The following is a 26,822-nucleotide window of genomic DNA, read 5'->3' as shown; positions in this document are numbered from 1 at the left end:
TTCGCTCTCATCTCACAGTGAGCAGGTACGCAATGCCTTCACACGAATACGCACAGGAAATGCACGATGTCCACGACCACCTTCGACAAGCTCAAGCGCCGCTTCGACCCCGAGGCCGCCAAGGGAATGGACGATGTGTTCCAGTTCCACTTCTCCGACGAGCAGAGCCACTACCTTCACGTCCAGGATGGCACCCTGGACATCCAGCAGGGCGAGCACGACGACCCCTCGGTCACACTCAGCACCAGCACCGAAACCCTGAAGGGCATAATGAACGGCGAGGTCAACGGCATGACCGCCTTCATGACCGGCAAGCTCAAGGCTACCGGCAACATCATGCTGGCCACCAAGCTCACCAGCCTCTTCCCCGGCGAATGATACCGATAACCGGCTAGCGAAAACCTCCTAGCGAACGCGCGCCAGGTGCGTCTCGATCAAATCTCGCGAAATCGAGTAGGTCGGCGGCAGCGACGGTAATGTGCGCGGCGAGAACCAGGCGGCGTCGCTGATCTCGACGCCGTCGATGACGATGCGCCGCGTCGTGGCCTCGGCGAAATACCCCAGCATCAGCGAATGGGGAAACGGCCACGCCTGGCTCTGGTGATAGCGCAGGTTGTCGACGTGAACCCCCACCTCCTCGAATACTTCACGATGCACCGCTTCCTCGGCGGACTCGCCAGGCTCGATGAAGCCGGCAAGCGTCGAGTAACGCCCCGGCGGAAAACGAGGGCTGCGGGCGAGAAGCATCGCGTCACCATGGGTCACCAGCGTTATGATGCACGGCGAAATGCGCGGGTAGTTGCGATGCCCGCAGGCGTGGCAGTGCATGGCGAACTCCGCGGACAAGCGCGTTGCCTGTGCGCCGCAGCGCCCGCAGAAGCGGTGATTCTCGAGCCAGGCTCCCACCTGCAACGCGGTCGAAAGCAGGCTGAACCAGGTGCTCGAGAGCTGATCGAGCCAGGCGCGCCCTTCAAGCCAGTGCTCCTCGAAGTCGGCTTCGATCGACAGCGCCACCGGCTCGTCCTGCCAGTAGCAAAGCGGCTCGAACGCAGCACTCCAGGCTTGATTCGGCTGCAGCGGAGTGAGCATGCCCTCCTCGGTCGCAAGCCCTGGCGCCAGCCGACCGCGGGCCAGTCGAATCACCCGCCCTTCACGCACGCCGCTGGGTATCTCGCGCCTAAGCATCGTTCGTCTCGCCTTCGTGCCAGCGCAGCTGGTGCGTCTGGCACTTGGCGCTGTGCGCTGCTTCTTCCGCGCTGTTCGGGCGGATGACACGAAGCTGCCCAGGCGTCAGCACCAGACGCCGAATCGCCATGCCTTCACTTGCCTGGGCGCTCTGTTCGCGCTCGGCCGAGGCTTCCGCATCGAGGCTCAGCGCCGTCTGTCCGCCGGTCATTGCCAGGTAGACGTCGGCGAGGATTTCGGCGTCGAGCAAGGCGCCGTGCAGCACGCGGTGGCCATTGTCGATGTCGTAGCGCTTGCACAGGGCATCGAGGCTGTTGCGCTGGCCTGGATGCATCTGCCGCGCCATGGTCAGTGTATCCAGCACGCGGCAGTGATCGCGCACCGGCCCCAGCACCGGGCCGTGGCGCTTCTTGTTGGCCAGGTTCAGCTCATGGTCGATGAACCCTACGTCGAACGGCGCGTTGTGGATGACCAGCTCCGCGCCTTCGATGAACGCCCAGAACTCGTCGGCGATCGCGGCGAACACCGGCTCGTTGGCCACCCGCGCATCGTCGATGCCGTGAACCGCCACCACCTCGGCATCGATGTGCCGCTCGGGATTGATGTATTGGTGATAGGTGCGTCCGGTAAAGCGGCGGTTGATCATCTCGACGGCCCCGATCTCCACCATGCGGTGACCGTCCTTGGGTTCGATGCCGGTCGTTTCCGTATCGAGGATTACTTGGCGCATGGCGTGCTCCTTTTCTGGTCGTCGATTGCTTCGTTGGCCAGCGTATCGGCCTTCTCGTTGCCGGGGTGGCCGCTATGCCCTTTCACCCAGTGCCACTCGACGCGGTGGCGGTGGGTCTGCTCATACAGCGCCTTCCAGAGCTCGGCGTTCTTGACCGGCTGCTTGGCGGCGGTCATCCAGCCCCGCTTTACCCAGTTGTGAATCCACTGGGTGATGCCCTGACGCACATACTGGGAGTCGGTCCAAAGCTCAACATGGCAAGATTTCGTGAGCGCGCGAAGCGCCATGATGGCGGCCATCAACTCCATGCGGTTGTTGGTGGTCTGCGGCTCAAACCCCTTGAGCTTCTTCTCGTGCGGGCCGCTCGACAGGACCACTCCCCAGCCTCCGGGCCCGGGATTTCCACGACAGGCGCCATCGGTATAGACCACGACATGGGGCTGATTGTCCTGCTTAGTCACGCTGATTTTCCTTCACTAGACGGGATGACGACTCGACGGATTTTACCGGCGCATGGCGACGCGTGGCGCCCAGCGACGAAGGGGAAACCTTGGCGGGCAGTCCGAAGCGGATGCGTTCGATCGGCGCCCCCCGCTCGCGGCGGCGTGCCTTGATCATGTAGCTCTGCCCTAGCGGCAAGTTATGGCGCCGTCCGAGGGCTTCCCAGTGCTCGCCACAGGGAGCATTCATGCGGCCGCGAAAACAGCAGTAGTCTACGCGCTCCACCTCGAAATCCACAAACGCCAGCCAGTCGCGCAGGCGGTTGACGCTCATCCAGCGCCCTGCGAAGGGAAACGTCGCGCCGGGCTTGCGCCAGCGCTTCACGAGCCCGCCCACGCTCAGCGGGTTGAAGCCGAACAGCACCAGCACGCCGTGATCGCTGGTGACCCGGGCGGCCTCCTGCAGCGTGAAGTGGGCATCCGGCAACTGTTCGAGCCAGTGATGGATCACCACGGTGTCGAGGCAACGGTCGGGCAGCGCGAAACGATCCGGCGGGCACACCAGCGTGGAGGCGGACTCCGCCAGCGCCTCGCTCGGCGCCCAGCGAATGCGGTGGGGAATGGCGGAGGGGCCGAGCAGCGAGCGCCCCATGCCCATCTCCAGGCCGTGCTGGCCACGGCGGTTTTCCACCACCGGGCCCAGGCAGGCACGTTGCACTTCCCACAGCGAACGCCCCGCCGGTGACTGCCAGTAAGCTTGGCTTTGGGTAATGCATCGGGCGAGCATCGCCGCCGTCGGGGAATTTGACATGAACTGCGCTTGCCTCCAAAGTAGCGACTTTTTTCGACCGCTGAGGGTCGTCCAAGACCCACGCAGCAGCGTTGTCTGAACGTTAAAGGATCTCGCCCATGATGAGCGTGACACCGATTCCCGCGCTGAGTGACAACTATATTTGGTTGCTGAGACAGGATACCAGCCAAAACGTTTGCGTGGTGGACCCCGGCGAGGCGGCACCGGTCATCGAGCTTCTCGAGCGCGAAGGCCTGACGCTCGCCACGATCCTGATCACCCACCACCACGGTGATCATACCGGCGGTATCGAGGAGCTCAAGAAGCGCTACGGGGCCCACGTGATCGGCCCGAACAACCCGACTATCGAAGGCCTCGACCAGACCGTCGATCAGGGCGACGAGATCCGCGTGATGGGGCGTCTGTTCGAGGTGATCGCCACCCCCGGCCATACCCTCGATCACGTCAGCTACTTCGCCGCCGGCATTCCGGCGCTGCTGTTCTGCGGAGATACTCTGTTCAGCGCCGGCTGCGGTCGCCTGTTCGAAGGCGAGCCCGCCCAGATGCTCGACTCTCTGAACACCCTGGCGCGCCTCCCCGAGGACACCCTGGTGTTCGCGGGACACGAATACACTCAGGCCAATCTGGCCTTCGCTCAGGCGGCAGACCCGGACAATGCCGCCCTCCCTCATGTCCGCAACGAATGCGACAAAGCGCGCGCGATGGATCGCCCCACGCTTCCCAGCACCATCGGGCGCGAACTCAAGATCAACCCTTACTTGCGCCTGGCCACCGACAGCGTGCGCCGCAGCGCAGGTACACAAGGCCCGAATGGTGACGACCTGGCGACGTTCACGACGTTGCGCGAATGGAAGAACCGTTTCTAACGCCTTTAGCCAAAAGACCGACTATGACCTATCGTACGATCCGCCAGCGCTTTCTGTTGAGCGCCGGCAGCACCGTGATCATGGGCCTCTTGATGGCCGCCGCCGCGAACTCCGAAGCCTCCCCCGGCACGCTCGGCAGTTTCAACGTCTCCTCCAACACCACGACACCCCTGCCCTCGCCGCGCGAAGAGCAAGCCCGGGCGCCGCGTCTCGACGCTTACCACGGTCACTTCTGGGACTCGTTGAGCCTCGAGCCCCAAGACGTCTGGAGCGTGATGCGCCAGAGCTTCCAGTGGCAGGAAATCACCCTGCCGCTGGAGGCACAGGCGCGGGTCGACGAATGGATCGAGCACTACCGCGCCCGTCCGCAGAACATCGTTGAGATCACCCGGCGGGCCACGCCCTGGCTTGCCTGGATCAGCGAGCAGGTCAGCGAGCGCGGCCTGCCCGGCGAGATCGCGCTGATCCCCTTCGTGGAAAGCTCCTTCGACCCCAGTGCCAAGAGCCATCGCGGCGCGGCGGGGCTTTGGCAGTTCATGCCCGGCACCGGTGACGCCCTGGGGCTGGTGCGCAACCAGAGCTACGATGGGCGCCTGGACGTTGTCACCTCGACCCAGGCGGCGCTCGACTACCTCGAGTCCCAGGCCGCCGAGTGGTACCAAGGCGACATCATGCTCTCATTGGCTGCCTACAACGCCGGCGCCGGTACCGTCAACAAGGCCCTGCGCAGCGCCCAGAGCCAGGGGCTCGACGGCAGCTACTGGGATCTGTCGCTGCCGTCGGAAACCATGCAGTACGTGCCCAAGCTCAAGGCGATCGCCACTATCATCCAGAATCCCGAGCGTTACGGGGTGGAGCTTCCGGACATCCAGGCCACGCCGGCCTTCGCCAAGATCCAGCTCGAGAACCCGCTGAGCCTGGCCGAGGCCTCGCAGCTTCTCGACGTCAGCCAGCAGACCCTGGCCGAGCTCAATCCCGGCCTGCTCGGCGCCCAGGCCGGGCCGCGCAATGGCCAAACGCTGCTGGTGCCAGAGTCCGCGGACAGCGAACTGATCGCCGAACTCTCGCAGAGCACCGATGCCGTGCTGGCCTCGACGGACACGCCGGCGGTCCACCGCGTCGAAAGCGGCGACAGCCTTTCCGCTATCGCCGCACGATATAACCTTGACCAGCGCGATCTTATTCGCTGGAATGCGCTAGACCGCCCCGGTGCACTCACCCCCGGGCAGCTTCTGGCGCTCACGGCGCGCTGAGGAGCATTCATCCTTTGGCCATCGCGCGGGTGTGATGGCCTCTTGGCAACGACAGGACATCCTTCATGAAAAGCGGTGTGGCGTTTGTGAATACCTTGCGTGCGCTGCTGCTGACCCTCGGCGCGCTCTCCCTGCCGGTGGCGGCAAGCGACGAGAGCGTCGTGCAATCGCTCATGGAGGAGCCCGCCAGCGGCCCGGTAGAGACCGTCCACGCCCTGTCGCTCTATGACAGCCCCGAGCTTCCCGACGGGTTCGCCTACTTTCCCCACGTCAACCCGCAGGCCCCCAAGGGGGGCAGCATGATCCAGACCGCCGTGGGATCGAGCTTCGACTCGACCAACCCGTTCATCATTCGCGGCACCCCCGCCACGGGCATCGGCCGGATCTACGACACGCTGATGGCGAGTAACCCCGGCGAGCCCTTCAGCCTCTACGGGCTGGTCGCCGAAGGCGTACGCCTGGACCCGGACCGTGAATGGATCGAGTTCGACCTGCGTCCGGAGGCGCGCTTCCAGGACGGCGAGCCGCTGACCGCCTACGACGTGGTGTTCTCCTTCGACCTCTTGCGCGAGCAGGGCAGTCCGTTCTACGCAAGCTACTATGCCGGGGTTTCCCAGGTGATCGCGCAGAGCGAGCATCAGGTGCGCTTCGAGTTCAGCGACACCACCTCCCGGGAGCTGCCGCTGATCGTCACCCAGCTGCCGATCCTGCCGCGCCACTACTGGGAGCCGCGAGACTTCGGCTCGCCCACCCTCGCCGCCCATCCGGGTTCTGGCCCCTACAAGATCGCCGAGGTGGACCCGGGCCGACGCATCGTCTACGCGCGCGACGAGAACTACTGGGGGAAGGATCTGCCGGTCAACGTCGGGCGCTTCAACATCGACCGCGTGATCTTCGATTACTACCGCGACCGGGACATCGCCTGGGAGGCCTTCAAGGCGGGACTCATCGACTTTCGTGAGGATGCTCGCGCCGCCACCTGGGCGATCGGCTACGACTTCCCTGCCTACCGGGAGGGGCTGATCGAGCGCATCACCGTGCCCGACGTGAACCCATCGCTGATGCAAGCCTTCGTCTTCAACCTGCAAAAGACGAAATTCCAGGACGCCCGGGTACGCGAGGCGCTCTCGCTCACCTTCGACTTCCCGTGGCTTAACACCAATATCTTCTACGGCGCCTACTCGCGCACCGAGAGCTATTTCCAGAACTCCGAGATGCAAGCCCGAGGAGTACCTTCCGAAGAGGAGCTGGCGCTGCTCGAGCCGCACCGCGAGGAGCTACTCGACGCCTTTCACTCGGAGCGGCTGTTCACCGATCCCCTGCCGATCGCCGAGCCCGAGAATCTGCGCGAGCGCCTGCGCCGCGCCTTGGCGCTTTTACACGACGCAGGCTACGAGATCGAGGAAGGCGAGTTGATCCATGCCGACACCGGCCGCCCGCTGCGCCTCGAGGTGTTGATGTACGACGCGGCGATGGAGCGGGTGGTGCAACCCATGCTCAGGAACATGGCACGGCTTGGCATCGATACGTCCATGCGCATCGTCAACATCAACCAGTACCTCAACCGAGTGCGTGACTATGACTACGACATCGTGATCAGCCACTACCCGCAGTCGAACAACCCCGGCAACGAGCAGCGCGACTACTGGACGAGCGCGGCGGCCGACACGCCTCAGAGCCGCAACCGCATGGCCCTGAAAAGCGCAGCGGTGGACGACCTGGTCGATCACATCATCCGCGCCGAGGACCGCGAGGCCCTGGACACCGCGACCCGAGCACTGGATCGGGTGTTGCGCTGGGGCTTCTACGCCATTCCCCACTACCACTCCGGCGAGACGCGCATTGCCGTGTGGGACAAGTTCGGGTACCCGGAACCCTTCCCCGCCTACGCCATGGATCTGGACGCCTGGTGGGTGGACGCCGAGCGCGAAGCCGAGCTCGAGCGGCGCCGTTGACCGGGCCTTCGCCCTACTGACTGGAGTTCACCGTGGCCCGCTATACCCTACGCCGACTGCTGTTGATGATCCCGACACTGCTGGGCATCATGCTGCTCAACTTCATGATCGTGCAGGCCGCCCCGGGCGGGCCGATCGACCAGATGCTGGCACGCTTCGAAGGCGCCGACGCCATGGCCAGCACGCGCCTGGACATGGGCGGCGCGGACATCCAGGTCAACGACGACTCGCGCGGGGCCCGCGGCATCGACCCGCGCTTCATCGCCCAGCTCGAGCAGCAGTTCGGCTTCGACAAGCCCGCCCACGAGCGCTTCCTGACCATGATGGGCGACTACCTGCGCCTGGATTTCGGCACCAGCTTCTTTCGCGACCGTCCGGTGATCGATTTGATGATCGAGCGGCTGCCGGTATCGATCTCGCTCGGGCTCTGGACAACGCTACTGGTCTATCTGATCTCGATTCCGCTGGGCATCCGCAAGGCGCTGCGCCACGGCTCGCGGTTCGACGTCTGGAGCTCGGGGCTGGTGATCGTCGGCTACGCCATTCCCGGCTTTCTGTTCGCCATCCTGCTGATCGTGCTGTTCGCCGGCGGAAGCTACCTGGACTGGTTTCCGCTTCGCGGGCTCACCTCGCCGGACTTCGCCGAGCTTTCGCTTCTCGGCAAGATCAAGGATTACTTCTGGCATATCACCCTGCCGGTCGCCGCGGCGGCCATCGGCAGCTTCGCCACGCTGACCATGCTGACCAAGAACAGCTTTCTGGACGAGATCCACAAGCAGTACGTGCTCACCGCTCGCGCCAAGGGCGCAAGCGAAAACCGCATCCTTTACGGGCACGTGTTCCGCAACGCCATGCTGATCATCATTGCCGGGCTACCGGCGGCGATGATCGGCATCTTCTTCACCGGGGCGCTGCTGATCGAAGTGATCTTTTCGCTGGACGGGCTCGGCCTTCTCGGCTTCGAGGCGGTGATGCAGCGCGACTACCCTGTGATCTTCGGCACGCTGTTTCTCTATACCGTGATCGGGCTGATCCTCAAGCTCGTCTCGGATCTCACCTACGTGTGGGTCGACCCCCGCATCGACTTTGCTACCCGGGAGTCGTGACATGGCCGCCCTTCGCCTTTCGCCGATCACCCGGCGCCGCCTGAACGCCTTCAAGGCCAACCGCCGCGCTCGGGTATCGCTGTGGCTGTTCGCCATGCTGTTTCTGGTAAGCCTTGCGGCGGAACTCGTCGCCAACGACAAGCCGCTCGTGCTGCACTACGACGGCCAGTGGTACGCACCGCTGCTGGTGGACTACCCGGAAACCGAGTTCGGCGGTTTCCTGCCTACCCGAACCGACTACCTGGACCCGTTCATCCAGGAGCAGATCGAGGAGAACGGCTGGGCACTTTGGCCACCGATCCGCTTCTCCTACCAGACGCTGGACATGCAGATGAGCCGCCCGTCACCCGCCCTGCCGGATACCCGCCATTGGCTTGGCACCGACGACCAGGGCCGCGACGTGCTGGCCCGGGTGATCTACGGCTTTCGCCTGTCGGTGGCCTTCGCTCTGGTATTGACCGCCGGCTCCATCGTCACCGGCGTGCTGGCCGGCGGCGTGCAGGGCTACTTCGGCGGCAAGGTGGACCTGATCGGCCAGCGCGTCACCGAGATCTGGTCGGGGCTTCCCGTGCTGTTTCTGCTGATCATCCTGGCGAGCTTCGTGCAGCCGGGGTTCTGGTGGCTTCTGGGCATCATGCTGCTGTTCTCCTGGCTGGGGCTCGTGGACATCGTGCGCGCCGAGTTTCTGCGCGCGCGCAACCTGGAGTACGTGCGCGCCGCCAGGGCCATGGGCCTGCCGTCACGGCTGATCATGTGGCGCCACGTGCTGCCCAACGCCATGGTGGCGACGCTGACCTTCATTCCGTTTCTGTTCACCGGGGCCATCGGCACGCTGACTGCGCTCGATTTTCTCGGCTTCGGCCTGCCGCCGGGCTCGCCGTCGCTGGGCGAGCTCGCCGCCCAGGGCAAGAACAATCTGCACGCGCCCTGGCTCGGCATCACCGCATTCATGACACTGGCGATCATGCTGTCGCTGCTGGTGTTCATCGGCGAAGGGCTGCGCGACGCTTTTGATCCGCGCCACGTGAATGCCGCCACCGCACCGACCCCGGGAGCCTCGCATGCCTGAGCCGCTTTTTCGCCTCGATGACTTTGGCGTCGCCTTCGACGGGCAGCCGGTGGTGACCTCGCTTTCGCTGAGCGTGGCACGCGGCGAGACCCTGGCGATCGTCGGCGAGTCGGGCTCCGGCAAGTCGGTTTCCGCCCTGGGAGCAATCGATCTGCTGCCAGGCAACGCCGAGGTGAGTGGCGGACGCTGGCTCGAGGGCACCTCGCTATCCAGCCTTGACAAGCGCGAGTGGAACGCGCTACGCGGCAATCGGGTCGGCTTCGTCTTCCAGGAGCCGATGACCTCGCTCAACCCGCTGCACCGAATCGGCAGGCAGATCGGCGAAACCCTGCGCCTGCACCAAGGGCTTCGCGGTCACGCCGCGCGCCGCCGCGCCCGCGAGCTGCTCGAACAGGTCAAGCTGCCGCGAGTCGACGAGCTCCTTGACGCCTGGCCGCACCAGCTCTCCGGCGGCCAGCGCCAGCGGGTGATGATCGCCATGGCGATCGCCAACAACCCGGCCTTTCTGATCGCCGACGAGCCGACCACCGCGCTCGACGTCACTGTTCAGCAGGAGATCTTGGCGCTGCTCCGTGAGCTTCGCGACACCCGCGGCATGGGAATGCTGTTCATCAGCCACGACCTGAACCTGGTGCGCCGCTTCGCCGAGCGGGTGTGCGTCATGCGGGCGGGCCGTATCGAAGAGATCGGCCCCGTCGAGCAGATCTTCGCGCACCCGCAAAGCGATTACACCAAGGCGCTGATCGCCGCCGAACCCGAGGGTCGGCCGGCGCCGGTCACGGATGCGCAACCGCTTCTAAGCGCGCAGCGGCTCGCAGTGAGCTTCCCGCGCCCCCGCAGCGGGCTGTTCAAACGCCCGCCGCCACCCATTGAGGCGGTGAAACCGATGGACCTGACCATCGCCCCGGGCGAGACGCTGGGTATCGTCGGCGAATCCGGCTCCGGCAAGACGACGCTGGCCTCGGCGATCATGCGCCTGGTGCCGAGCCAAGGCGGCATCACCCTGGGTCATACGCCGCTCGGCACGCTTTCCGGCAACGCGCTGCGCCGCCAGCGACACCGCTTCCAAATGGTGTTCCAGGACCCGTACGGGGCACTCTCGCCGCGCATGTCGGTGTTCGATATCGTCAGCGAAGGCCTGCGCTTTCACCACCCTGAGCTCGACGCCGCCGATGTGAGCACCCGGGTTCATCAGACGCTCATGGAGGTCGGCCTGCCTGTAAGCTGCGCGGCACGCTATCCGCACGAGTTCTCCGGCGGTCAGCGCCAGCGCATTGCCGTGGCCCGGGCGCTGATCCTGGAACCCGAGCTTCTGGTGCTCGATGAGCCGACCTCGGCGCTGGATCGCACCGTGCAAAAGCAGCTGATCGCCCTGCTGCGCGACGTACAGGCCAGGCGACGGCTGAGCTATCTGTTCATCAGCCACGACCTGGCGGTGGTACGCGCCATGGCTCACCGGGTCATGGTGCTCAAGGAGGGCGAGGTCGTCGAGCACGGCGACTGCCTCGAGGTCCTCTCCTCACCTCGCCATGCCTATACCCGCGCGCTGATCGACGCCGCCCACCTCACCTCTGTCGTCGCCTGATGACGTCAAGACGAAAAGCCCCTTCGAAATGAAGGGGCTTGAAAGCAAGATAACGGTATAAATCATGATCGTGGCAACTCGCTCGCTAGAAGCGGGCAATTTCCTCGGCGCTGAGCTCGCGCCACTCGCCCGGTGCCAGGGTGTCGGGCAGCGCAATGGAACCGATCGAATGGCGATGCAGCGCGACCACCCGGTTGCCGAGCGCGCCGAACATGCGCTTGACCTGATGGTAGCGCCCTTCGGTCAAGGTCAGCTTGGCTTGTGTGGGCGTGAGCAGTTCGAGGGTGGCCGGCGCGGTCGGCGTGTCGTCGTCCTCGAGCAGGATGCCCTCGCGCACCTGCGCCTCGGCGCGCTCGGCGGCCGCGCCTTCCAGCGGCTCGGCCAGCTCGGCGAGGTAAACCTTGTCGCAGCGATGGCGCGGCGAGGTCACCCGGTGCGACCACTGACCATCATCGGTCAACAACAAGAGCCCGGTGGTGTCGACATCGAGGCGCCCTACCGGCTGCAGGCGCTCGGCCTTGGGCAAATCGATCAAATCGATCGCCCGCGGATAAAGCCCGCGTCGCGCGGTGCACTCCACGTCGGCAGGCTTGTGCAGCATCACGTAGCGCAGCCCGACCAGAGCCAGGCGCTCGCCGTTGAACCGTACCTCATCCTCCATGACCACATGGGTCGCGGCCTGCTTGACCGCGACCCCGTTGACGGTGACCTTGCCGCCCTTCAAGGCACGCTTGGCGAGGCTTCGCGTGAGCGGCGTGGTTTCGCTCAGAAAACGGTCCAGGCGCATCAGTGGCCCACCCCCGGCACGAGGGTGAAGCGGTCCGCGTCCTGCCAGGCGGGAAACTTCTCGCGAAAGGCGTCGAGCTCGGCCTTGTCGAGCACGCCGGTGGCGATGAAGGCCTCGTTCGCGGGGCGATCGATCAAGGGCTCGCCCTTGAAATCGACCAGCAGCGAGTCGCCGCTGTAGCCAAGCCCCTTGGCGTCCTCGCCCACCCGGTTCACGCCGACCACGTAGGCCAGGTTCTCCACCGCGCGCGCCTGCAGAAGCGTTCGCCAGGGCTGGCGACGGGCGGCGGGCCAATTGGCTACGCACAGGATGGCGTCGTACTCGAAGTGCTCCCCCTCGGCGGGCTGCTGGCGCATCCAGACCGGGAAGCGCAGGTCGTAGCAGACGCTGAGCAGGATTCTGAACCCGTTGAGCTCAACGATGCGCCGCTCCTGGCCCATGCCGTAGCGCTCGTGCTCGCCGGCCATGCGAAACAGGTGGCGCTTGTCGTAGTGGATGACCTCGCCCTCGGGCGTCGCCCAGATCAGGCGATTGTAGTACTCGCACCCATCGACGATCGCCACGCTCCCGGTCATCACGCAGCCGCGCGCCTTCGCCTGCTCCAAGAGCCAGGCAACGCTTTCGCTCTGCGCCATGGGCTGGGCCATTTCGCGCGAGTTCATGGTGAAACCGGTGGCGAACATCTCCGGCAGCACGATGAGGTCGGTATCGCGCCCGTCGAGCTCGCCGAGCAGCGTTTCCAGGTGCGCGTGATTGGCCCGGGGGTCCTCCCAGCGCAGGTCGCACTGAATGAGGCTCGTCTTCAACTCGGCCATGCCGTGTCTCCTTTTCGCTCTACCGGTGTATGTTGACGTTGTGTGCTAGATTAGCATTTTTTGATAATGAGGCCGTCATGCTCTCGTTCCCGTCTCGCGATCCGGAAGTCGCCAAGGGCGTCACCTTCGGGCTGACCGCCTACCTGATGTGGGGCTGCTTTCCCCTCTACTTCGCGCTGTTCGACGGCGTGCCTGCCTTCGAGGTGCTGATCCACCGTATCCTCTGGTCCTGCGTCTTCCTCGTCGGCGTGATCACGCTGCTCAAGCGCTGGGCGCCGGTGACTAATGCCTTGAAAGCGCCGAAACGGCTCGGGCGGGTGCTGGTCTGTGCGGTGCTTATCGGGGTCAACTGGGGGCTCTATATCTACGCGGTGGAAAGCCGCCAGGTACTGCAAGCGAGCCTGGGCTACTTCCTGACGCCCTTGATCAACGTAGCGCTCGGGGTGCTGGTGCTGCGCGAGACGATGGCCAAGCCGCAGCTCGCCGCACTCGGGCTTGCAAGCGTGGCCATTCTGATCCAGCTTCTGACCCTCGGCGAGCTGCCCTGGATCAGCCTGCTGCTGGCGCTGAGCTTCGGCAGCTACGGGCTTTTTCGCAAGCAGGTCGCGTTGGATGGCTTGTCGGGACTCTTCGTGGAGACCTTGGTGCTGCTGCCGCTGGCGCTGCTGGCCCTTGGCTTTATCAGCGCCCAAGGCGCGTCGCACTTTCTGCAGGACCTGCCGACGAGCGTCCTGCTGGCGAGCTGCGGCGTCGCCACCGCTCTGCCGCTTCTGGCCTTCGCCGGCGCTGCTCGCAGGCTTCGCCTGTCGACTCTCGGGTTTCTCATGTACATCAACCCGACCTTGCAGTTCCTGATCGCGCTGGTGGTCTTCGGGGAGCCGCTGGGCAGCATTCAGCTCGTTACCTTCGTCATGATCTGGGCAGGCCTTGGCCTTTACTCCTGGTCCTCCTGGCGATCACGCCCGCGCCAGGCGGGCTAGCGCCGTGGTCTCGTCGGTTTCGATAGACACGTAGCGTGCCGACGACTGCAATGTCGTCTCGGGTCGATAGCCGATGCGAAAGCCGCCCCAGTGCTCGCCGCCGATGAAGATCGGCACCGACAAGTCGTGCATCACCTCGCCGGTATCGCGCTTGTAGGTCTGCAGCAGCAGCGCCTGGGTATGGGCGCCGCAGCGGCTGCCTGTCGCGTCATCGAAGATGCGCTTGCTGCGACAGTACGCGAGGTCGTGCTCGAGATCGCCGGTCGGTGTCCGGCTCACGGCCTGGTTATGGGTCGGCACGTAGCCATTGCGATCGCAGGCGATCGCGTAGGCGAGCGACAGCTTCTCGAGCAGGGGCTCCTGAAGCGCGGGGAAGTTTTGATCAGTGAACCTGTCGAAACCGGTACGATAAAGCGGCGGCTGGGTACCCGCGATGGGCAGATATTCGGGGTGAAACAGCGCCTGACGTGACAGCTCGCCCTCGCTGATGGCCTTCTCGAACAGCGCCTGGAGTCGATTCGCGGTTTCGCGCGCGGCCTTGTACACCACCTGGTGACGCCCTTCAAGGCGCTGCTGGGCGAGCTCCCCATCCGTACCTTCGGCCGCTTCCATCAGATCCCGCGCCCGAAAGGCGAGATCATGCATGCGGTGATGGCCCTCGTCCACGTCCTGCTCGAGACGAACGAGTATCGCGCTGACGGTCTGACTGTGAGCTCGCGTGCTGATCATGGCCTCGGCAACGCCGCCGATCTCGCGGTTCACCTCGTCGAACTCCTGGGTGATCGTCGAAAGCCCTTCGCCCACCGCGCGCATTCCGGTGGCGCGCTCGCCGATACGGGTCATCAGATCCGTCATAGTCGCCACGACCTCGTGAGCGCTTCTGTGCATGTCACCGACCAGCGTCTCCACGCTCGCCGTGGCCTGGGACGTCTTCTGCGCCAGGTTTCGCACCTCGCCTGCCACGACCGCAAAGCCGCGCCCGTACTCCCCGGCACGCGCCGCCTCGATCGAGGCGTTGAGCGATAGCAGGTGCGTCTGCTCGGCGATCTCATCGATCACCGAGGTGACGTTACGCACCCGGTCGATGCGCTCGTTGAGTGACGAAAGAAGTGCCAGCGCCTCGCCGGAGCGCTGGGTCACGCCGTTCATCTCCTCGACAATTTCAGCAAGGCTTGCATGGTTCTGGTGGCTGGAGCGCCCGGCCCGCTCGGCCAGTGCTGCAACCTGAGTGGCGCTGGCGCTGACCTGGCTGATCGCGGTGGCCACCTCGGCCATGCTGGCGGCGGCTTCCCGAGTGCTGCGCTTTTGATCTTGCAGGCGCCGATCCATGGCATCGGCGTGGTGCGATACCTCGGCGGAGGCGATCGCCGTACGGCTTGCCCGCCCCATCAAGCGATAGGCCATGGCCTTGAGCGAGGCGTAATCGGCGAGCGATTTGAACCCCGGACGCCACGAGCCCTCAACGCTCGCGCTCTCGTAGACCTCGCGGTAAAGCCAAGCGCAGGTCAGCCCCCCGGCCAGAAAGGCCAAGCCCAACGCCGAATACACCCAGCCACTCGCCAGCAGAGGGAGGCAAGCCCCCAACAGTGCCAAGGGCACCAGAATCGTCAATCGCCACATGGCGTGCACCTTTATTGTCGTGTCATTGGTGAAACGCGTATTGCAAGCGTGGGTAGCAAAGCCAGATTACCGCGTCGCGCGCGGCGAGCAAATTGCACTTTGGACGAAGGACGGGCGTTATTTTCAACCAGACACGCTAAGCCTTGCGTGAACGCGCTAGTATAGGGCGTGCGACTTCCGCTCGAACGCCGACGTCTGGACACCATGTTGAAGCACTACTTTCCCATCCTCACCTGGCTACCCCACTACCACCGTCGGCTGCTCGGCGCCGATGCGCTGGCCGGGCTGATCGTCACCATCATGGTGATTCCACAGTCGCTGGCCTACGCGCTGCTGGCGGGCCTGCCCGCCGTGGTGGGGCTTTACGCGAGCATCCTGCCCCAGCTTCTGTACACCTTGATGGGCACCAGCCAGACGCTGGCCGTGGGGCCGGTAGCGATCATCGCATTGATGACCGGCGCGGCGCTGAGTGCGGTAGCCGAGCCGGGCTCGGCGCTCTACCTGGAGGCGGCGCTGGTGCTGTCGTTGCTCTCCGGGCTGATGCTGGTCGGCATGGGACTTGCGCGGATGGGGTTCTTCAGCAATTTTCTGAGTCACCCGGTCATCTCCGGTTTCTTGACGGCGTCGGGCATCCTGATCGCGGCGAGCCAGCTCGGGAGCCTTCTGGGCATCGACAGCAGCGGTTTCACCCTGGTCGAGCGGGTCATGACGCTGGTGCCGAACCTGGCTTCAAGCAACGTCTATACCCTCGTGATCGGCGCGGGCACGCTGCTCTTTCTGGTCGGCATGCGCCGCTTCGGCAAGCGTTCGTTCATCCGCCTCGGCCTGCCAGACGGGGTGGCGGATCTTCTGACCAAGGCGGGACCCGTCTTCGCCGTCAGTGTGACGACGCTCGCGTGCTGGCACTTCCAGCTGACGAACCAGGGCGTGGCCGTAGTGGGTGATATTCCCGCCGGACTCCCCGCCTTGAGCTTGCCGTCTTTCGATGTCGCGCTCTGGAAGACGCTTCTGATACCCGCGCTACTGATCAGCCTGGTGGGCTTCGTCGAGTCGGTTTCCATGGGGCAGATGCTCGCTGCCAAGCGGCGCCAGCGCATTGCGCCGAACCAGGAGCTGGTGGGACTGGGTGCCGCCAACCTGGCGGCGGGCGTGACCAGCGGCATGCCGGTGACCGGCGGGCTTTCGCGCACGGTGATCAACTTCGATGCCGGCGCCCAGACGCCGGCGGCGGGCGCCTTCGCAGCACTCGGCATTGCGCTCGTCACGCTGACCTTCACCGGCTGGCTCCATTACCTGCCCATCGCCACCCTGGCGGCCACCATCACGGTGGCGATTCTCACCCTGGTCGACATCACCATGCTACGCCAGACCTGGCGCTACTCGCGCAGCGACTTCGCGGCCATGGCACTAACCATCGTGCTCACCTTGGTAGAGGGAGTCGAAGCAGGCATCATCGGTGGCGTGACGCTGTCGCTTGCGCTGTTTCTCTACCGCACCAGTCGCCCCCACAGCGCGCTGGTCGGTCGCGTGCCGGATACCGAACACTTTCGCAACGTCGAGCGTCACGATGTAGAGGCACCCAAGAACGCCGCGCTCCTGCGCATCGACGAAAGTCTCTACTTCGCCAATGCGCGCTATCTCGAGGACACCGTCTACAACCTGGTGGCGAGCCGCCCGGAGATCGAGCACGTGGTGCTGATCTGCTCGGCGGTGAACCTCATCGATGCCTCGGCGCTGGAAAGCCTGGATGCGATCAATGCGCGCCTCAAGGACTCCGAAGTCAAGCTCCATCTTTCCGAGGTGAAAGGCCCGGTAATGGACCGCCTCAAGCAGAGCGATTTCCTCGATGCGCTCACCGGGCGCGTCTTCCTTAGTACCTACGCCGCCTGGCGCGAATTTCAGTAGTTCTCCACACATATGAATGGAGCCAGCCGCGTGCTGGCTTCCGAGTGTCTGTACCTACCCTTCTCCTGCAATGACGCCGGCGTTGACATTGGTCTCGAAGCTTCTCTACTATCAATTGCATATTGCAAAACAACGTACCGCATAGCGGAACATTAAGTAATGAAGTGTAAATAAAACTATAACGCCAATCCTAGATGCACAACGCAGGAGCCCCCATGCGCTCATTCCATAAACGCCCGCTCGCCGCCGCCCTCACCCTCTCGTTGGCCGGTATCCTTTCCACTCAAGCAGACGAAGTCGATCTACCCGCTACCATGGCCTGGACGGCCTACGGCACCAACTCCAGCGGCTATGCCCAGGCGGTCGCCATCGGCAACATGCTGCAAAACGAATACGGTTCGTCAGTGCGCGTGCTGCCGGGTGAAAACGACGTATCCCGAATGACGCCACTCAAGCAGGGTCGCGTCGACCTCTGTGCCTGCGGCATCGCAAGCTACTACGGGGCCGAGGGCGTACTGATGTTCGCCGACCGCGATTGGGGGCCTCAGTCAATCCGCGTGATCACCACGTCCACCGCCTCGTTCGGATTATCGCTGGCGGTGGCGGGAGATCTGGATGTGAAGACCCCTGCAGACCTTGCCGGCAAGCGCATTGCCTACATTCGAGGTGACGACGCACTCAACAAGGGTACCGAGGCGTATCTGGCATTTGGAGGGCTTACCTGGGACGACGTGGAGCGGGTGGATTATCCCGGTTACGCGCGCTCCTTCGACGGCATCATCGCCGGTGACGTCGATGCGTCCTTCACGACCACCGTGACCCCGCCGGCCCAGCAACTAGCCAGCAGCCCGCGCGGCATCAGTTGGCCGATGCTCGACCCGAGCGATAAGGCGGGATGGCAGCGCATGGCCGCCGTCGCACCGTATTTTCGCCCACACGAAGTGACGGCAGGCGCCGGTAACATCGGCCCTGACACACCCTTGTCGAGCGCCAGCTACCCCTACCCCATCGTGGTAGCCAACCAGGACCTGGACGACAACATCGCCTATGGCCTGATCAAGGCGCTGCAGGACAACTACGACGACTACAAAGACAACGCCCCTGGTGCAAACGGCTATGCGCTGGAGTACCAAGATCTCGAGTGGGTCGTGCCGTTTCATGATGCGGTGGTCGAGTACTACGAAGAGACCGGCGCGTGGAGTGACGAGCTGCAGGCCCACCAAGAGCTGCTGATCGAACGCCAGAACGTGCTGATGCAAGCCTGGGAGCAGTTCATGCAGAACGCTCCCGCCGATGACGACGCTTTCACCAGCGAATGGATGAACGCGCGCGCCACTGCACTGCGCGATGCCGGTTTCGAACCGATCTTCGAGTGACTCGTTCGGGGCGATCGCTGCCCCGTCCACTGAAGGGGGGACCTCCCATGACCAACGAGACACCACCTGCTGCACGCAAGGCACAGCTCAAAGAGAAGATCAGTCAGATTCGCGAGTTGCCCGCATGCCTTCGCTGGATACCCGCCGCAGTGACGGTCATCCTCATGCTGCTGACGCTGGACTACCTGTTCAATACGGGGCTTTTGACCTTCGTTACCGGACTGGAAACTCAGTTCTACTACGCTGTGGTAGCGCTTTTGCTACCACTCGTATTTCTGCTTTGGCCCTTGCACGTGAGCCGTCTGGGTCAGCCCATACCGTGGTACGACTATGTGCTCAGCGCTGTCACGCTGATCGTGGGGGGCTACTTCGTCTACAACGCCGTACCCATTCTCGAGCGCGGCTGGGCCTTCTCGGCACCGCCCCTTGCGGTTTACGCAAGCTACGCCTACTGGGTACTGATCATCGAAGCGGCTCGCCGCGCCGGGGGCTTGCCGATTGCCATCATTGCCGGTCTCTTTTCGCTCTATCCGCTGGTGGCGGATAAAGTGCCCGGCCCGATTCAGGCATTTCCCTCGACGCTCGAACAGACGGCGATGTACCACACCATGAGTACCGAAAGCATCATGGGCGTGCCATTGCAGGCCTTCGCCGGGCTGGTCATCGGCTTTCTGGTCTTCGGAGTGGTGCTTCAGAAAAGCGGCGGCGGCAAGTTCTTCATCAATCTGGCCTTTGCTTTGCTGGGCCACGTTCGAGGTGGACCGGCCAAGGTCTCGATCTTCTCGAGCGGCCTGATGGGTTCGATGAGCGGTAGTGTCATCAGCAACGTGCTGACTACCGGGGTGTTGTCGATCCCGGCAATGCGGCGCATCGGCATGAGCCGTTCCTTTGCTGGCGGCGTGGAGGCCTGCGCCTCGACCGGCGGCGTACTGATGCCGCCGGTGATGGGTGCGACCGCCTTCGTGATGGCCATGTTCCTCGACATTCCTTATTCGGCGGTAGCACTGGCAGCGGTGATTCCCTCGATTCTTTATTTTCTGGGGCTCTTCATCCAGATCGATGCCTACGCCGCGCGCAACGAGATTCAAGGCCTGCCGGCGGCCGAACTACCTTCGCTCAAGCAGACCCTCAAGGAGGGCTGGTACTTCATCTTCGTGTTCGCCCTGCTGGTCTGGATGTTACTGGTGATGCAACGCGAAGCCGTCGCGCCTTTCTATGCCACCGCGCTTCTGCTGGTACTCAACCAACTATCGAAGCACAACCGCTGGGGCTGGTCGGATGTGGGAGATGCGCTCTCCTCGTCGGCCAAGCTCTTCGCCGAGTTGATCGCGATCCTGGCCGGCGTAGGCATGCTGGTAGGGGCGCTTTCGATGACTGGGCTCTCCGGCACCATCGCCAATGATTTCATCAACATTGCTGGAGGCAGCGTGCCGCTGTTGCTGATCATGGGCGCAGTCACCAGCTTCGTGCTGGGTATCGGCATGACAGTCACCGCCGCCTACATCTTCCTGGCCGTGGCGTTGGCACCGGCGTTGATTCAAGGCGGCGGACTGGACCCGATGGCAGTGCACATGTTCATCCTCTACTGGGGCATGCTGAGTTTCATCACCCCGCCAGTGGCGCTCGGCGCCTTCGCCGCCGCGACGGTAGCCGGCGCCCGCCCCATGGCCACTGGCCTGCAGGCCATGCGACTGGGCAGCGTCATCTACTTCATTCCCTTCCTGTTCGTGCTCAATCCGGCACTGATCATGCAAGGCGCGCCTCTGCTGATCGCGGCGGTCTTCATTCAGGCGCTCATCGGTATCGTGCTGTTCGCCTCTGCCATGCAGGGCTATCTGATCGGCGTTGGTCGACTGGGGTATGGCGTGGTACAGGAGAGCGTCATCCGCTCGCTGGTACTGCTGGCGGGGCTGCTCTTCGCGCTACCCGGCGGCGGCATGGTGCCGCTAAGTCAACTCGAGCTTGCAGGCCTCGCGTTCGCTGCCTTGGTGCCCGCTGTGCTGCTTGCGCGTCTTGGCCAGCGCAAGCAGCACACCGTCCAGCAGACCGTTTGAGTGCCATCAAACAATGACGATAAGAACGCTACCGCCACTATCCTGCAACCACCCGGATCGAACACATGTGTCATTCATTCAAGACGAGAGAACCATGACCGTTTCCTACCAACGCCACAATGCTATCGGCGTGATCGAGATCGACAATCCCCCTGTCAACGCACTGGGCCACTGCGTACGCAGTGGCCTGATAGAAGCACTCGAGGAGGGTATCGCCGATCCGCAAACCCAGGTACTGGTGCTTGTGGCCAACGGTCGCACATTTATCGCCGGTGCCGACATTCGTGAATTCGGCAAACCCTCGAAGCCACCCATACTTCCCGATGTCATCAGGGCGCTCGAAAACTGCCCCAAACCGCTGATCGTCGCCCTGCACGGCACTGCCCTCGGCGGAGGGCTCGAGGTGGCGCTGGCCTGCCACTACCGCGTAGCACTCGAGGGCACCCGGGTCGGGCTTCCCGAAGTCAAGCTGGGGCTTCTACCCGGCGCCGGCGGCACCCAACGCCTGCCGCGCTTGACCGGCGTCGAGCTTGCACTGGACATCATCACCAGCGGGCGTTTCGTGAATACCGATGAAGCGCTCGAAGCCAGCATCATCGATAGCGTAAGTGAGGCTAAAACCCCTCTGGACGCAGGGTTGAAGGCCGCCCGAGATATGCTGGCCGGGCGTATCACGCCACGTGTTACCGGTCAGTTGCCTGCGCCAGAGGCGAACCCGAAAGCCATTCTGGCGGCCCAGGAACACTTGCAGCGGGAAACGCCGGAGCTCTTCTCGCCCTTTCGCATCGTCGAGGCCATCGAAGCATCGTCCAGCGCAAGAACGCTCGATGAAGGGCTCAAGCGCGAACGCGAACTGTTCATGGCCTGCATGGACTCCCCCCAGCGCGCCGGCCTGATTCACCTCTTCTTTGCGGCGCGCAGCCCGCATCTGGTCACTGGTGTGAAAGACATCACTGCCTTTGAGCGTGTGGCGCTCGTCGGCGAGCATCCACTCTTCGAATCGCTCTCCAACGCCGCCTCTCGCGCCAATATGACGCTACTCGACGCGCCCGATGCGCATACCGAACTCTGTCTGATCGCCCCGAACGCCGGTACCGAGACCTGTCCGGTCGATGCCGTGCGCATCACCCTACAAGAAGCATCGGATGATATTCCCAACGTCGGCCTGAGCCTCGTTCTGGCCGATCGAGGTGTTTTTCATGAGCTGGTCGATCACGTCGACGACCCGCTGACCCACCAGCGCGCCGCGCTGACGCTCAAGGCACTGCGCGTCAACGTGGTCGCCAGCCGCCGTCACAGCATACTGGCCACGCTCGAGGCCGCTCTCGAGAATGCCTCGGACGATGCGGGTCGGACGGTGCTCGAAGCCGCAAGCCTGGGTATCGCCGAGCGGGGCGAGTGTTTCCGTCCGGCCGATATCGACCTGCTGGCCGTGGAGGTGCTCGGCTATCCGCGCGCGCTCGGCGGCCCGCACCGCCAAGCCACCCTGACCGTCCAGGAGTCGCCATGAACCTGACCTTTACCGCCGAGGAGCAGCGCTTTCGCACCGAGGTTCGTCAGTTTCTCGTCGACGCACTTCCGGGCGACATACAGGAGCGCGTGCGCCTTGGCCGTCACCTGCGCGCCGATGATCATCTGCGCTGGCAGAACCTTCTGAGCCGTCAGGGGTGGCTAGCGGCCCACTGGCCCGTCGAACACGGCGGCCCGGGCTGGGGCCCGGTGCAGCGCCATATCTTCGATGAAGAGTGCGCCGCCGCCCACGCCCCCACGGTCGTGCCCTTCGGCGTCACCATGGTGGCGCCGGTACTCATGAAGTTCGGTACCGCCGAGCAGCAAGCGCGCTACCTGCCGCGCATCCTCGACAACCGCGACTGGTGGTGCCAGGGCTACTCCGAACCCGGTGCCGGGTCGGATCTGGCGAGCCTCACTACTCGTGCGGTACGCGAGAACGATCACTACATCGTCAACGGCCAGAAGACCTGGACCACCTTGGGCCAGCACGCCAACATGCTGTTCTGTCTGGTGCGCACCGACCCCGCTGCCAAGAAACAGGCGGGTATCAGTTTCTTGCTGATCGACATGCAGACACCGGGCATCACGGTGCGCCCGATCATCACGCTCGACGGCGCCCATGAAGTCAACGAAGTGTTTCTCGACAACGTGCGCGTGCCGGTCGAGAACCGGGTGAGCGACGAGGGCCAGGGCTGGACCTGCGCCAAGTTTCTGCTCACCCACGAGCGCACCGGCATCGCCGGGCTTGGTCATGCCAAGCAGGCACTTCGCCACCTGAAATCTCTGGCAAAGCGTATCGAGCATCGCGGTAAGCCGCTGCTCGAGCAGCCGAGCTTTCGCCAGCGCGTGGTCAAGGCCGAACTCGAGCTGATGGCGCTGGAGGTGACCAATTTGCGCGTGATCGCTGCCGCCCGCGATGGCGGCGCGCCCGGCGCCGAGAGCTCGCTGTTGAAAGTGCGCGGATCGGAACTTCGCCAGGAGCTCAGCGAGCTGACGCGACGCGCGCTGGGCCCCGCCGCTGTGGCTTTCTTTCCCGAGTTTCTCTACGGCGACGAACCACTGGACGAAAGCTACGCCACCAGCGCGGCGGCCAGCGCCCAGTATTTCAACCGGCGCAAGCTTTCGATCTACGGCGGTGCCAATGAGATACAGAAAAGCATCGTCGCCAAGACCATTCTGGGCATGTAAGGGGAGCGCCATGGATTTTGCATTGACCGACGAGCAACGCATGCTCGACGAGACGCTGACTCGCCTGGTGGCCGATAAGGTCTCCTTCGAGCAGCGCCGCCACATGCGCAACGACTCTAAAGCAGGTGCCGATAACGCACTCTGGCAGACCTTCGCCGAGCTTGGCCTTCTGCACATGCCCTTCAGCGAGTCGGTGGGCGGGCTCAATGGTGACGGCACCGATCTGATGATCATCCTTCAGGCTCTGGGCCGCGGGCTGGTACCACAGCCCTACCTGTTCGGACTCGTGCTGCCAGGGCAGCTTTTGGCCCTGACGGCCAGCGCCGAGCAGCAGACCCGCTGGCTGGATCCTCTGCTTGGCGGCGAGCATCAGTTGGCGCTCGCCTGGCAAGAGGTCGCCGCCCGTAACGATGCCAAGGGAATCACCACCACGGCGCGCCGCGAGAACGACCATTGGCGCCTCACAGGCCAGAAGACGCTAGTGATGAACCTTGAGTCGGCCGCGGCGACACTGATCACGGCGAAACTCGATAGCGGCAAGCTGGGGCTGTTCGTTGTGCCCGCCGCTAGCGCCGGCGCCTCGGGCTTCGACTACCGCACGATGGACGAGCAGAGTGCCGGCGATTTGACACTACAGGACGTGGAGCTGAGCAATGACCACTGTCTGAGCGAGAACGTGGAAGGTGCACTGGACGAGGTACTTGCCATCGGCCGGGCCGGGCTTTGCGCCCAAGCGTTAGGCGCGATGGAGTCGGCCTGCGATCAGACGCTTTCCTATCTCAAGGAGCGCAAGCAGTTCGGCCAGACGCTAGCCTCTTTTCAAACGCTTTCGCACCGTATGGTCGATATGCACCTGCATCTGGAGCAGTCGCGTTCGATGACAATTCTGGCCGCCACTAGCCTTTCGCTCTCGTGTGAGGAGCGTGACTACAGGATCGCCGCCGCCAAAGCGTACTGCGGTGAATCAGCCCGTTTCATTGCCGAGCAGGCGATCCAGCTGCATGGTGCCATGGGCATGACCGACGAGTGCCCTATCGCAAGCGTTGCCCGGCATCTGGTGATGTTCGACCACTACCTGGGCGATACCGATTTCCACCTTGAAACCGTCAGCGACCGGCTCGACGCTGCCTAAGGATTCTTTTCATGTGGTCCTGCACCGATGAAGTGGTCACCATCAGCGCCGTGGAAGACGGCGTTATAGAGGTGGTGATTAATCGCCAGAGCGTGCGCAATGCCTTGAACGAAGCGACAGCACTGGCGCTCGGCGACGCCTTGAAAAGCGTGGCTGAACATCCTGATGTGCGCTGTGTGATCCTGCGTGGCGAAGGCAGCGCCTTCTGCGCCGGGGCGGATCTGGCGGAGTTCGAGAACACCAACGCACAGCCGGCCAGCGAGCGGCTGGCACGGCTTTTCCTGCCCGCACTGAAGAGCATGATGGCCATGGAGAAGCCCGTCATCGCCGCGGTCAGCGGAGCGGCGGCAGGCATCGGTGTCTCCTACGTACTGGCGAGCGACCTGGTGGTGATGGGGCGCTCGGCCTACCTGAAACTTGCATTCATCAACATCGGCCTGATTCCGGATGGCGGCGCCAACTGGCACCTGGTGCGCAAGCTGGGCCATGCGCAGGCTTTCGAAATGGCGGTGCTGGCCACCCCTATCGAGGCCGAGCGCTGCCGATCGCTAGGTCTTGCCAATCGCGTTGTCGATGACGATGCGGTGGTCGCCGAGGCGCACGCACTGGCGCGTCAACTGGTCACGCAGTCGCCCCAGGCGCTGGCAGCCACCAAGCGAGCGCTTCGAAGCGCCCAGGCGCTCTCGCTTGCCGAAACCATGACCCTAGAAGGCGAGCTTCAGGATCGGTGCAAGGCGTCGGGTGACTTCACGCAGCGCCTCGCGGCGTTTCGTCAAAGCCGGCGCAAGTGATCTAGCGCCAAGCGATAATCGCTTGAAAGCGTGGCTACTACATCGGCCACGCTTTCAAGCGAGTTGATCGACCCCACGCCCTGGCCCGCGCCCCAGATATCCCGCCAGGCCTTCGCCTTGCTGCTGCCGCCGGAGCCATAGCGCATCGCGCTCTTGTCGCCCTCGGGAAGCGCGTTCGGGTCAAGCCCCGCCGTCTCGATGCTCTGACGCAGATAGTTGCCGTGTACGCCGGTAAACAGGTTCGTATAGACGATATCTCCTGCCGCGGATTCCAGCAGCATTTGCTTATACGCCGCCTCGGCGTTGGCCTCTCGAGTGGCGATAAAGCGGGTGCCCATGTAGACCAGGTCGGCGCCCAAGGCGCGGGCCGCCGCGATCTGCTCGCCGCGCGTGATCGCGCCGGCCAGCACCAGCGGCCCATCGAAGAAAGCACGCACCTCCGCCACGAAGGCGAAGGGATTGAGCCGCCCGGCGTGGCCACCGGCGCCCTGACAAACCAGAATCAGGCCATCCACTCCGGCCTCGACGGCCTTTCTGGCGTGGCGCAGCGTGGTGACGTCGTGAAAGACTCGCCCGCCGTAGGCATGCACCTGTTCGACCACGCGGTTCGGCGCGTGCAGGCTGGTAATCACCAGCGGCACCCGGTACTCGGCACATAGCGCCATGTCGTTCTCGAGGCGATCGTTGGTCGGGTGCACGATCTGGTTCACCGCGAAAGGTGCCGCCGGTGTGTCCGGATGGTCGTCGTTGTACTGTTCAAGGCACCGGGTGATCTGCTCGAGCCAGTCGCGCAGCGCCTCGGCCGGGCGAGCGTTGAGCGCGGGAAAGGCACCGATGATACCGGCCTGGCACTGGGCAATGACGAGTTCAGGGCCAGACACGATGAACATGGGAGAGCCGATCACGGGCAGCGTCAGAGACTCAACAAGATCCTTCGGCATGGCATGCTCCCGGTCGAATCAGATGAACGTCACAGCTTGCTCTCGAGTGCCGGCAGGATCTCGAACAGATCCCCCACCAGCCCGTAATCTGCCACCTGGAAGATCGGCGCTTCCTCGTCCTTGTTGATCGCCACGATCACCTTCGAGTCCTTCATCCCCGCCAGGTGCTGGATCGCCCCCGAGATACCCACCGCGATGTACAGATCCGGCGCCACGATCTTGCCGGTTTGGCCCACCTGCATGTCGTTGGGCACGAACCCGGCGTCCACTGCCGCCCGCGAGGCGCCGACCGCCGCGCCGAGCTTGTCGGCGATGGCGTCGAGCAGCTTGAAGTTCTCGCCGTTGCCCATGCCGCGGCCGCCAGAGATCACCACCTTCGCCCCGCCCAGTTCCGGACGGTCCGAGGCCGCAAGCTCCTCACCGATAAACTGCGACTGGCCGTTCTCGACGACGGTGTCTACTGCCTCGATCGCGGCGCTGCCGCCCTGGCCGACGGCGTCGAAGGCCGTGGTACGCACGGTCATCACCTTGAGCGCATCGTCGCTTTTCACCGTGGCGATGGCGTTGCCGGCGTAGATCGGGCGCTTGAAGGTATCCGGGCCGTCGACCGCGACGATCTCGGAGAGCTGGCTGACGTCCTTGAGCGCGGCCACGCGCGGCAGCACGTTCTTGCCGGTGGTCGAGGCGCTGGCGAGCACGTGGGTGTAGTCGCCGGCGAGCT

Annotated in this window: 24 protein-coding genes; 15 read left to right on the top strand and 9 right to left on the bottom strand. The window is 64.1% G+C overall.

From position 1 onward, the window contains the following. The first annotated feature begins 66 nt into the window (after positions 1 to 66). Positions 67 to 378: an SCP2 sterol-binding domain-containing protein gene (locus GEV37_RS11880; protein ID WP_227390480.1), complete on the top strand. Its 312-nt coding sequence runs from the start codon at positions 67 to 69 to the stop codon at positions 376 to 378. A gap of 27 nt (positions 379 to 405) precedes the next feature. Here GEV37_RS11880 and nudC read toward each other — a convergent pair whose 3' ends face one another. The 4 genes from nudC to GEV37_RS11860 are packed head-to-tail and all read right to left on the bottom strand — an operon-like array spanning position 406 to position 3,166. Continuing rightward, positions 406 to 1,185, bottom strand: a complete 780-nt coding sequence (nudC, locus tag GEV37_RS11875; RefSeq protein WP_227390479.1) for an NAD(+) diphosphatase — start codon at positions 1,183 to 1,185, stop codon at positions 406 to 408. Beyond that, positions 1,178 to 1,915, bottom strand: coding sequence for a DNA polymerase III subunit epsilon (dnaQ, locus tag GEV37_RS11870; protein WP_227390478.1), 738 nt, complete (start codon positions 1,913 to 1,915; stop codon positions 1,178 to 1,180). Before dnaQ ends, nudC begins: the two co-directional genes overlap by 8 nt. Beyond that, positions 1,903 to 2,376, bottom strand: coding sequence for a ribonuclease HI (rnhA, locus tag GEV37_RS11865; protein WP_227390477.1), 474 nt, complete (start codon positions 2,374 to 2,376; stop codon positions 1,903 to 1,905). Before rnhA ends, dnaQ begins: the two co-directional genes overlap by 13 nt. Further along, a complete protein-coding gene (locus tag GEV37_RS11860) occupies positions 2,369 to 3,166 on the bottom strand; it encodes a methyltransferase domain-containing protein (protein ID WP_227390476.1) in 798 nt (265 codons plus the stop codon). Before GEV37_RS11860 ends, rnhA begins: the two co-directional genes overlap by 8 nt. A 98-nt stretch (positions 3,167 to 3,264) precedes the next feature. Here GEV37_RS11860 and gloB point away from each other — a divergent pair, with 98 nt between their 5' ends. The 6 genes from gloB to GEV37_RS11830 all read left to right on the top strand — a co-directional run bounded on the left by gloB (position 3,265) and on the right by GEV37_RS11830 (position 11,000). Further along, positions 3,265 to 4,032, top strand: a complete 768-nt coding sequence (gene gloB / locus GEV37_RS11855; RefSeq protein ID WP_227390475.1) for a hydroxyacylglutathione hydrolase — start codon at positions 3,265 to 3,267, stop codon at positions 4,030 to 4,032. 23 nt (positions 4,033 to 4,055) lie between these two features. Next, positions 4,056 to 5,285 carry a transglycosylase SLT domain-containing protein gene (locus GEV37_RS11850; protein WP_227390474.1) on the top strand — a complete coding sequence of 410 codons (1,230 nt, stop codon included), beginning with the start codon at positions 4,056 to 4,058 and terminating at the stop codon, positions 5,283 to 5,285. Positions 5,286 to 5,458: 173 nt separating this feature from the next. Next, entirely contained in the window at positions 5,459 to 7,240 is a 1,782-nt protein-coding gene (locus tag GEV37_RS11845; RefSeq protein WP_386110809.1) for an extracellular solute-binding protein, read from the top strand. A gap of 32 nt (positions 7,241 to 7,272) precedes the next feature. After that, a complete protein-coding gene (locus GEV37_RS11840; protein WP_227390472.1) occupies positions 7,273 to 8,346 on the top strand; it encodes a microcin C ABC transporter permease YejB in 1,074 nt (357 codons plus the stop codon). 1 nt (position 8,347) lies between these two features. Then, complete coding sequence (locus GEV37_RS11835) at positions 8,348 to 9,415, top strand: ABC transporter permease (protein WP_227390471.1); 1,068 nt, start codon at positions 8,348 to 8,350, stop codon at positions 9,413 to 9,415. Then, positions 9,408 to 11,000, top strand: coding sequence for an ABC transporter ATP-binding protein (locus tag GEV37_RS11830; protein WP_227390470.1), 1,593 nt, complete (start codon positions 9,408 to 9,410; stop codon positions 10,998 to 11,000). Before GEV37_RS11835 ends, GEV37_RS11830 begins: the two co-directional genes overlap by 8 nt. A gap of 85 nt (positions 11,001 to 11,085) precedes the next feature. Here GEV37_RS11830 and GEV37_RS11825 read toward each other — a convergent pair whose 3' ends face one another. Both GEV37_RS11825 and GEV37_RS11820 read right to left on the bottom strand, forming a co-directional pair. After that, entirely contained in the window at positions 11,086 to 11,787 is a 702-nt protein-coding gene (locus GEV37_RS11825) for a pseudouridine synthase (protein ID WP_227390469.1), read from the bottom strand. Further along, positions 11,787 to 12,602 (bottom strand): amidohydrolase, encoded by an 816-nt coding sequence (locus tag GEV37_RS11820; RefSeq protein WP_227390468.1) that lies wholly within the window; start codon positions 12,600 to 12,602, stop codon positions 11,787 to 11,789. The genes GEV37_RS11825 and GEV37_RS11820 overlap by 1 nt, the downstream gene beginning before the upstream one ends. 77 nt (positions 12,603 to 12,679) lie before the next feature. On the opposite strand from GEV37_RS11820, the gene rarD reads away from it, so the two are divergent. Further along, entirely contained in the window at positions 12,680 to 13,582 is a 903-nt protein-coding gene (gene rarD, locus GEV37_RS11815) for an EamA family transporter RarD (protein ID WP_227390467.1), read from the top strand. Here the strand turns inward: rarD and GEV37_RS11810 are convergent. Further along, positions 13,559 to 15,202 carry a methyl-accepting chemotaxis protein gene (locus GEV37_RS11810; protein WP_227390466.1) on the bottom strand — a complete coding sequence of 548 codons (1,644 nt, stop codon included), beginning with the start codon at positions 15,200 to 15,202 and terminating at the stop codon, positions 13,559 to 13,561. The genes rarD and GEV37_RS11810 overlap by 24 nt on opposite strands. 204 nt (positions 15,203 to 15,406) lie before the next feature. On the opposite strand from GEV37_RS11810, the gene GEV37_RS11805 reads away from it, so the two are divergent. The 7 genes from GEV37_RS11805 (at position 15,407) to GEV37_RS11775 (ending at position 25,160) form a co-directional block, all read left to right on the top strand. Next, positions 15,407 to 17,107 (top strand): SulP family inorganic anion transporter, encoded by a 1,701-nt coding sequence (locus tag GEV37_RS11805; RefSeq protein ID WP_227390783.1) that lies wholly within the window; start codon positions 15,407 to 15,409, stop codon positions 17,105 to 17,107. Positions 17,108 to 17,322: 215 nt separating this feature from the next. Next, positions 17,323 to 18,483 carry a TAXI family TRAP transporter solute-binding subunit gene (locus GEV37_RS11800; protein ID WP_227390465.1) on the top strand — a complete coding sequence of 387 codons (1,161 nt, stop codon included), beginning with the start codon at positions 17,323 to 17,325 and terminating at the stop codon, positions 18,481 to 18,483. A gap of 47 nt (positions 18,484 to 18,530) precedes the next feature. After that, positions 18,531 to 20,537: a TRAP transporter permease gene (locus GEV37_RS11795; RefSeq protein WP_227390464.1), complete on the top strand. Its 2,007-nt coding sequence runs from the start codon at positions 18,531 to 18,533 to the stop codon at positions 20,535 to 20,537. Between the two features lie 94 nt (positions 20,538 to 20,631). Beyond that, on the top strand, positions 20,632 to 22,047 hold the full coding sequence (locus GEV37_RS11790; protein WP_227390463.1) for an enoyl-CoA hydratase/isomerase family protein: 1,416 nt from the start codon (positions 20,632 to 20,634) through the stop codon (positions 22,045 to 22,047). Continuing rightward, entirely contained in the window at positions 22,044 to 23,237 is a 1,194-nt protein-coding gene (locus GEV37_RS11785; protein WP_227390462.1) for an acyl-CoA dehydrogenase family protein, read from the top strand. Before GEV37_RS11790 ends, GEV37_RS11785 begins: the two co-directional genes overlap by 4 nt. 10 nt (positions 23,238 to 23,247) lie before the next feature. Beyond that, positions 23,248 to 24,369, top strand: coding sequence for an acyl-CoA dehydrogenase family protein (locus tag GEV37_RS11780; RefSeq protein WP_227390461.1), 1,122 nt, complete (start codon positions 23,248 to 23,250; stop codon positions 24,367 to 24,369). Between the two features lie 11 nt (positions 24,370 to 24,380). Further along, positions 24,381 to 25,160, top strand: coding sequence for an enoyl-CoA hydratase/isomerase family protein (locus GEV37_RS11775; protein WP_227390460.1), 780 nt, complete (start codon positions 24,381 to 24,383; stop codon positions 25,158 to 25,160). On the opposite strand, the gene GEV37_RS11770 is transcribed toward GEV37_RS11775, so the two are convergent. Both GEV37_RS11770 and GEV37_RS11765 read right to left on the bottom strand, forming a co-directional pair. After that, a complete protein-coding gene (locus GEV37_RS11770) occupies positions 25,142 to 26,101 on the bottom strand; it encodes an NAD(P)H-dependent flavin oxidoreductase (protein WP_227390459.1) in 960 nt (319 codons plus the stop codon). The two genes, GEV37_RS11775 and GEV37_RS11770, sit on opposite strands and share 19 nt — an antisense overlap. Positions 26,102 to 26,130: 29 nt before the next feature. After that, positions 26,131 to 26,822, bottom strand: a 692-nt coding sequence (locus tag GEV37_RS11765) for an electron transfer flavoprotein subunit alpha/FixB family protein (protein ID WP_227390458.1), incomplete at its 5' end; no start/stop codon positions are given.

The sequence above is a fragment of the Vreelandella malpeensis genome, from assembly GCF_020622355.1.
Taxonomy (GTDB): Bacteria; Pseudomonadota; Gammaproteobacteria; order Pseudomonadales; family Halomonadaceae; genus Vreelandella; species Vreelandella malpeensis.
The sequence above is the reverse complement of the archived record's forward strand: the minus strand, read 5'-3'. Positions and strand labels throughout refer to the sequence as shown.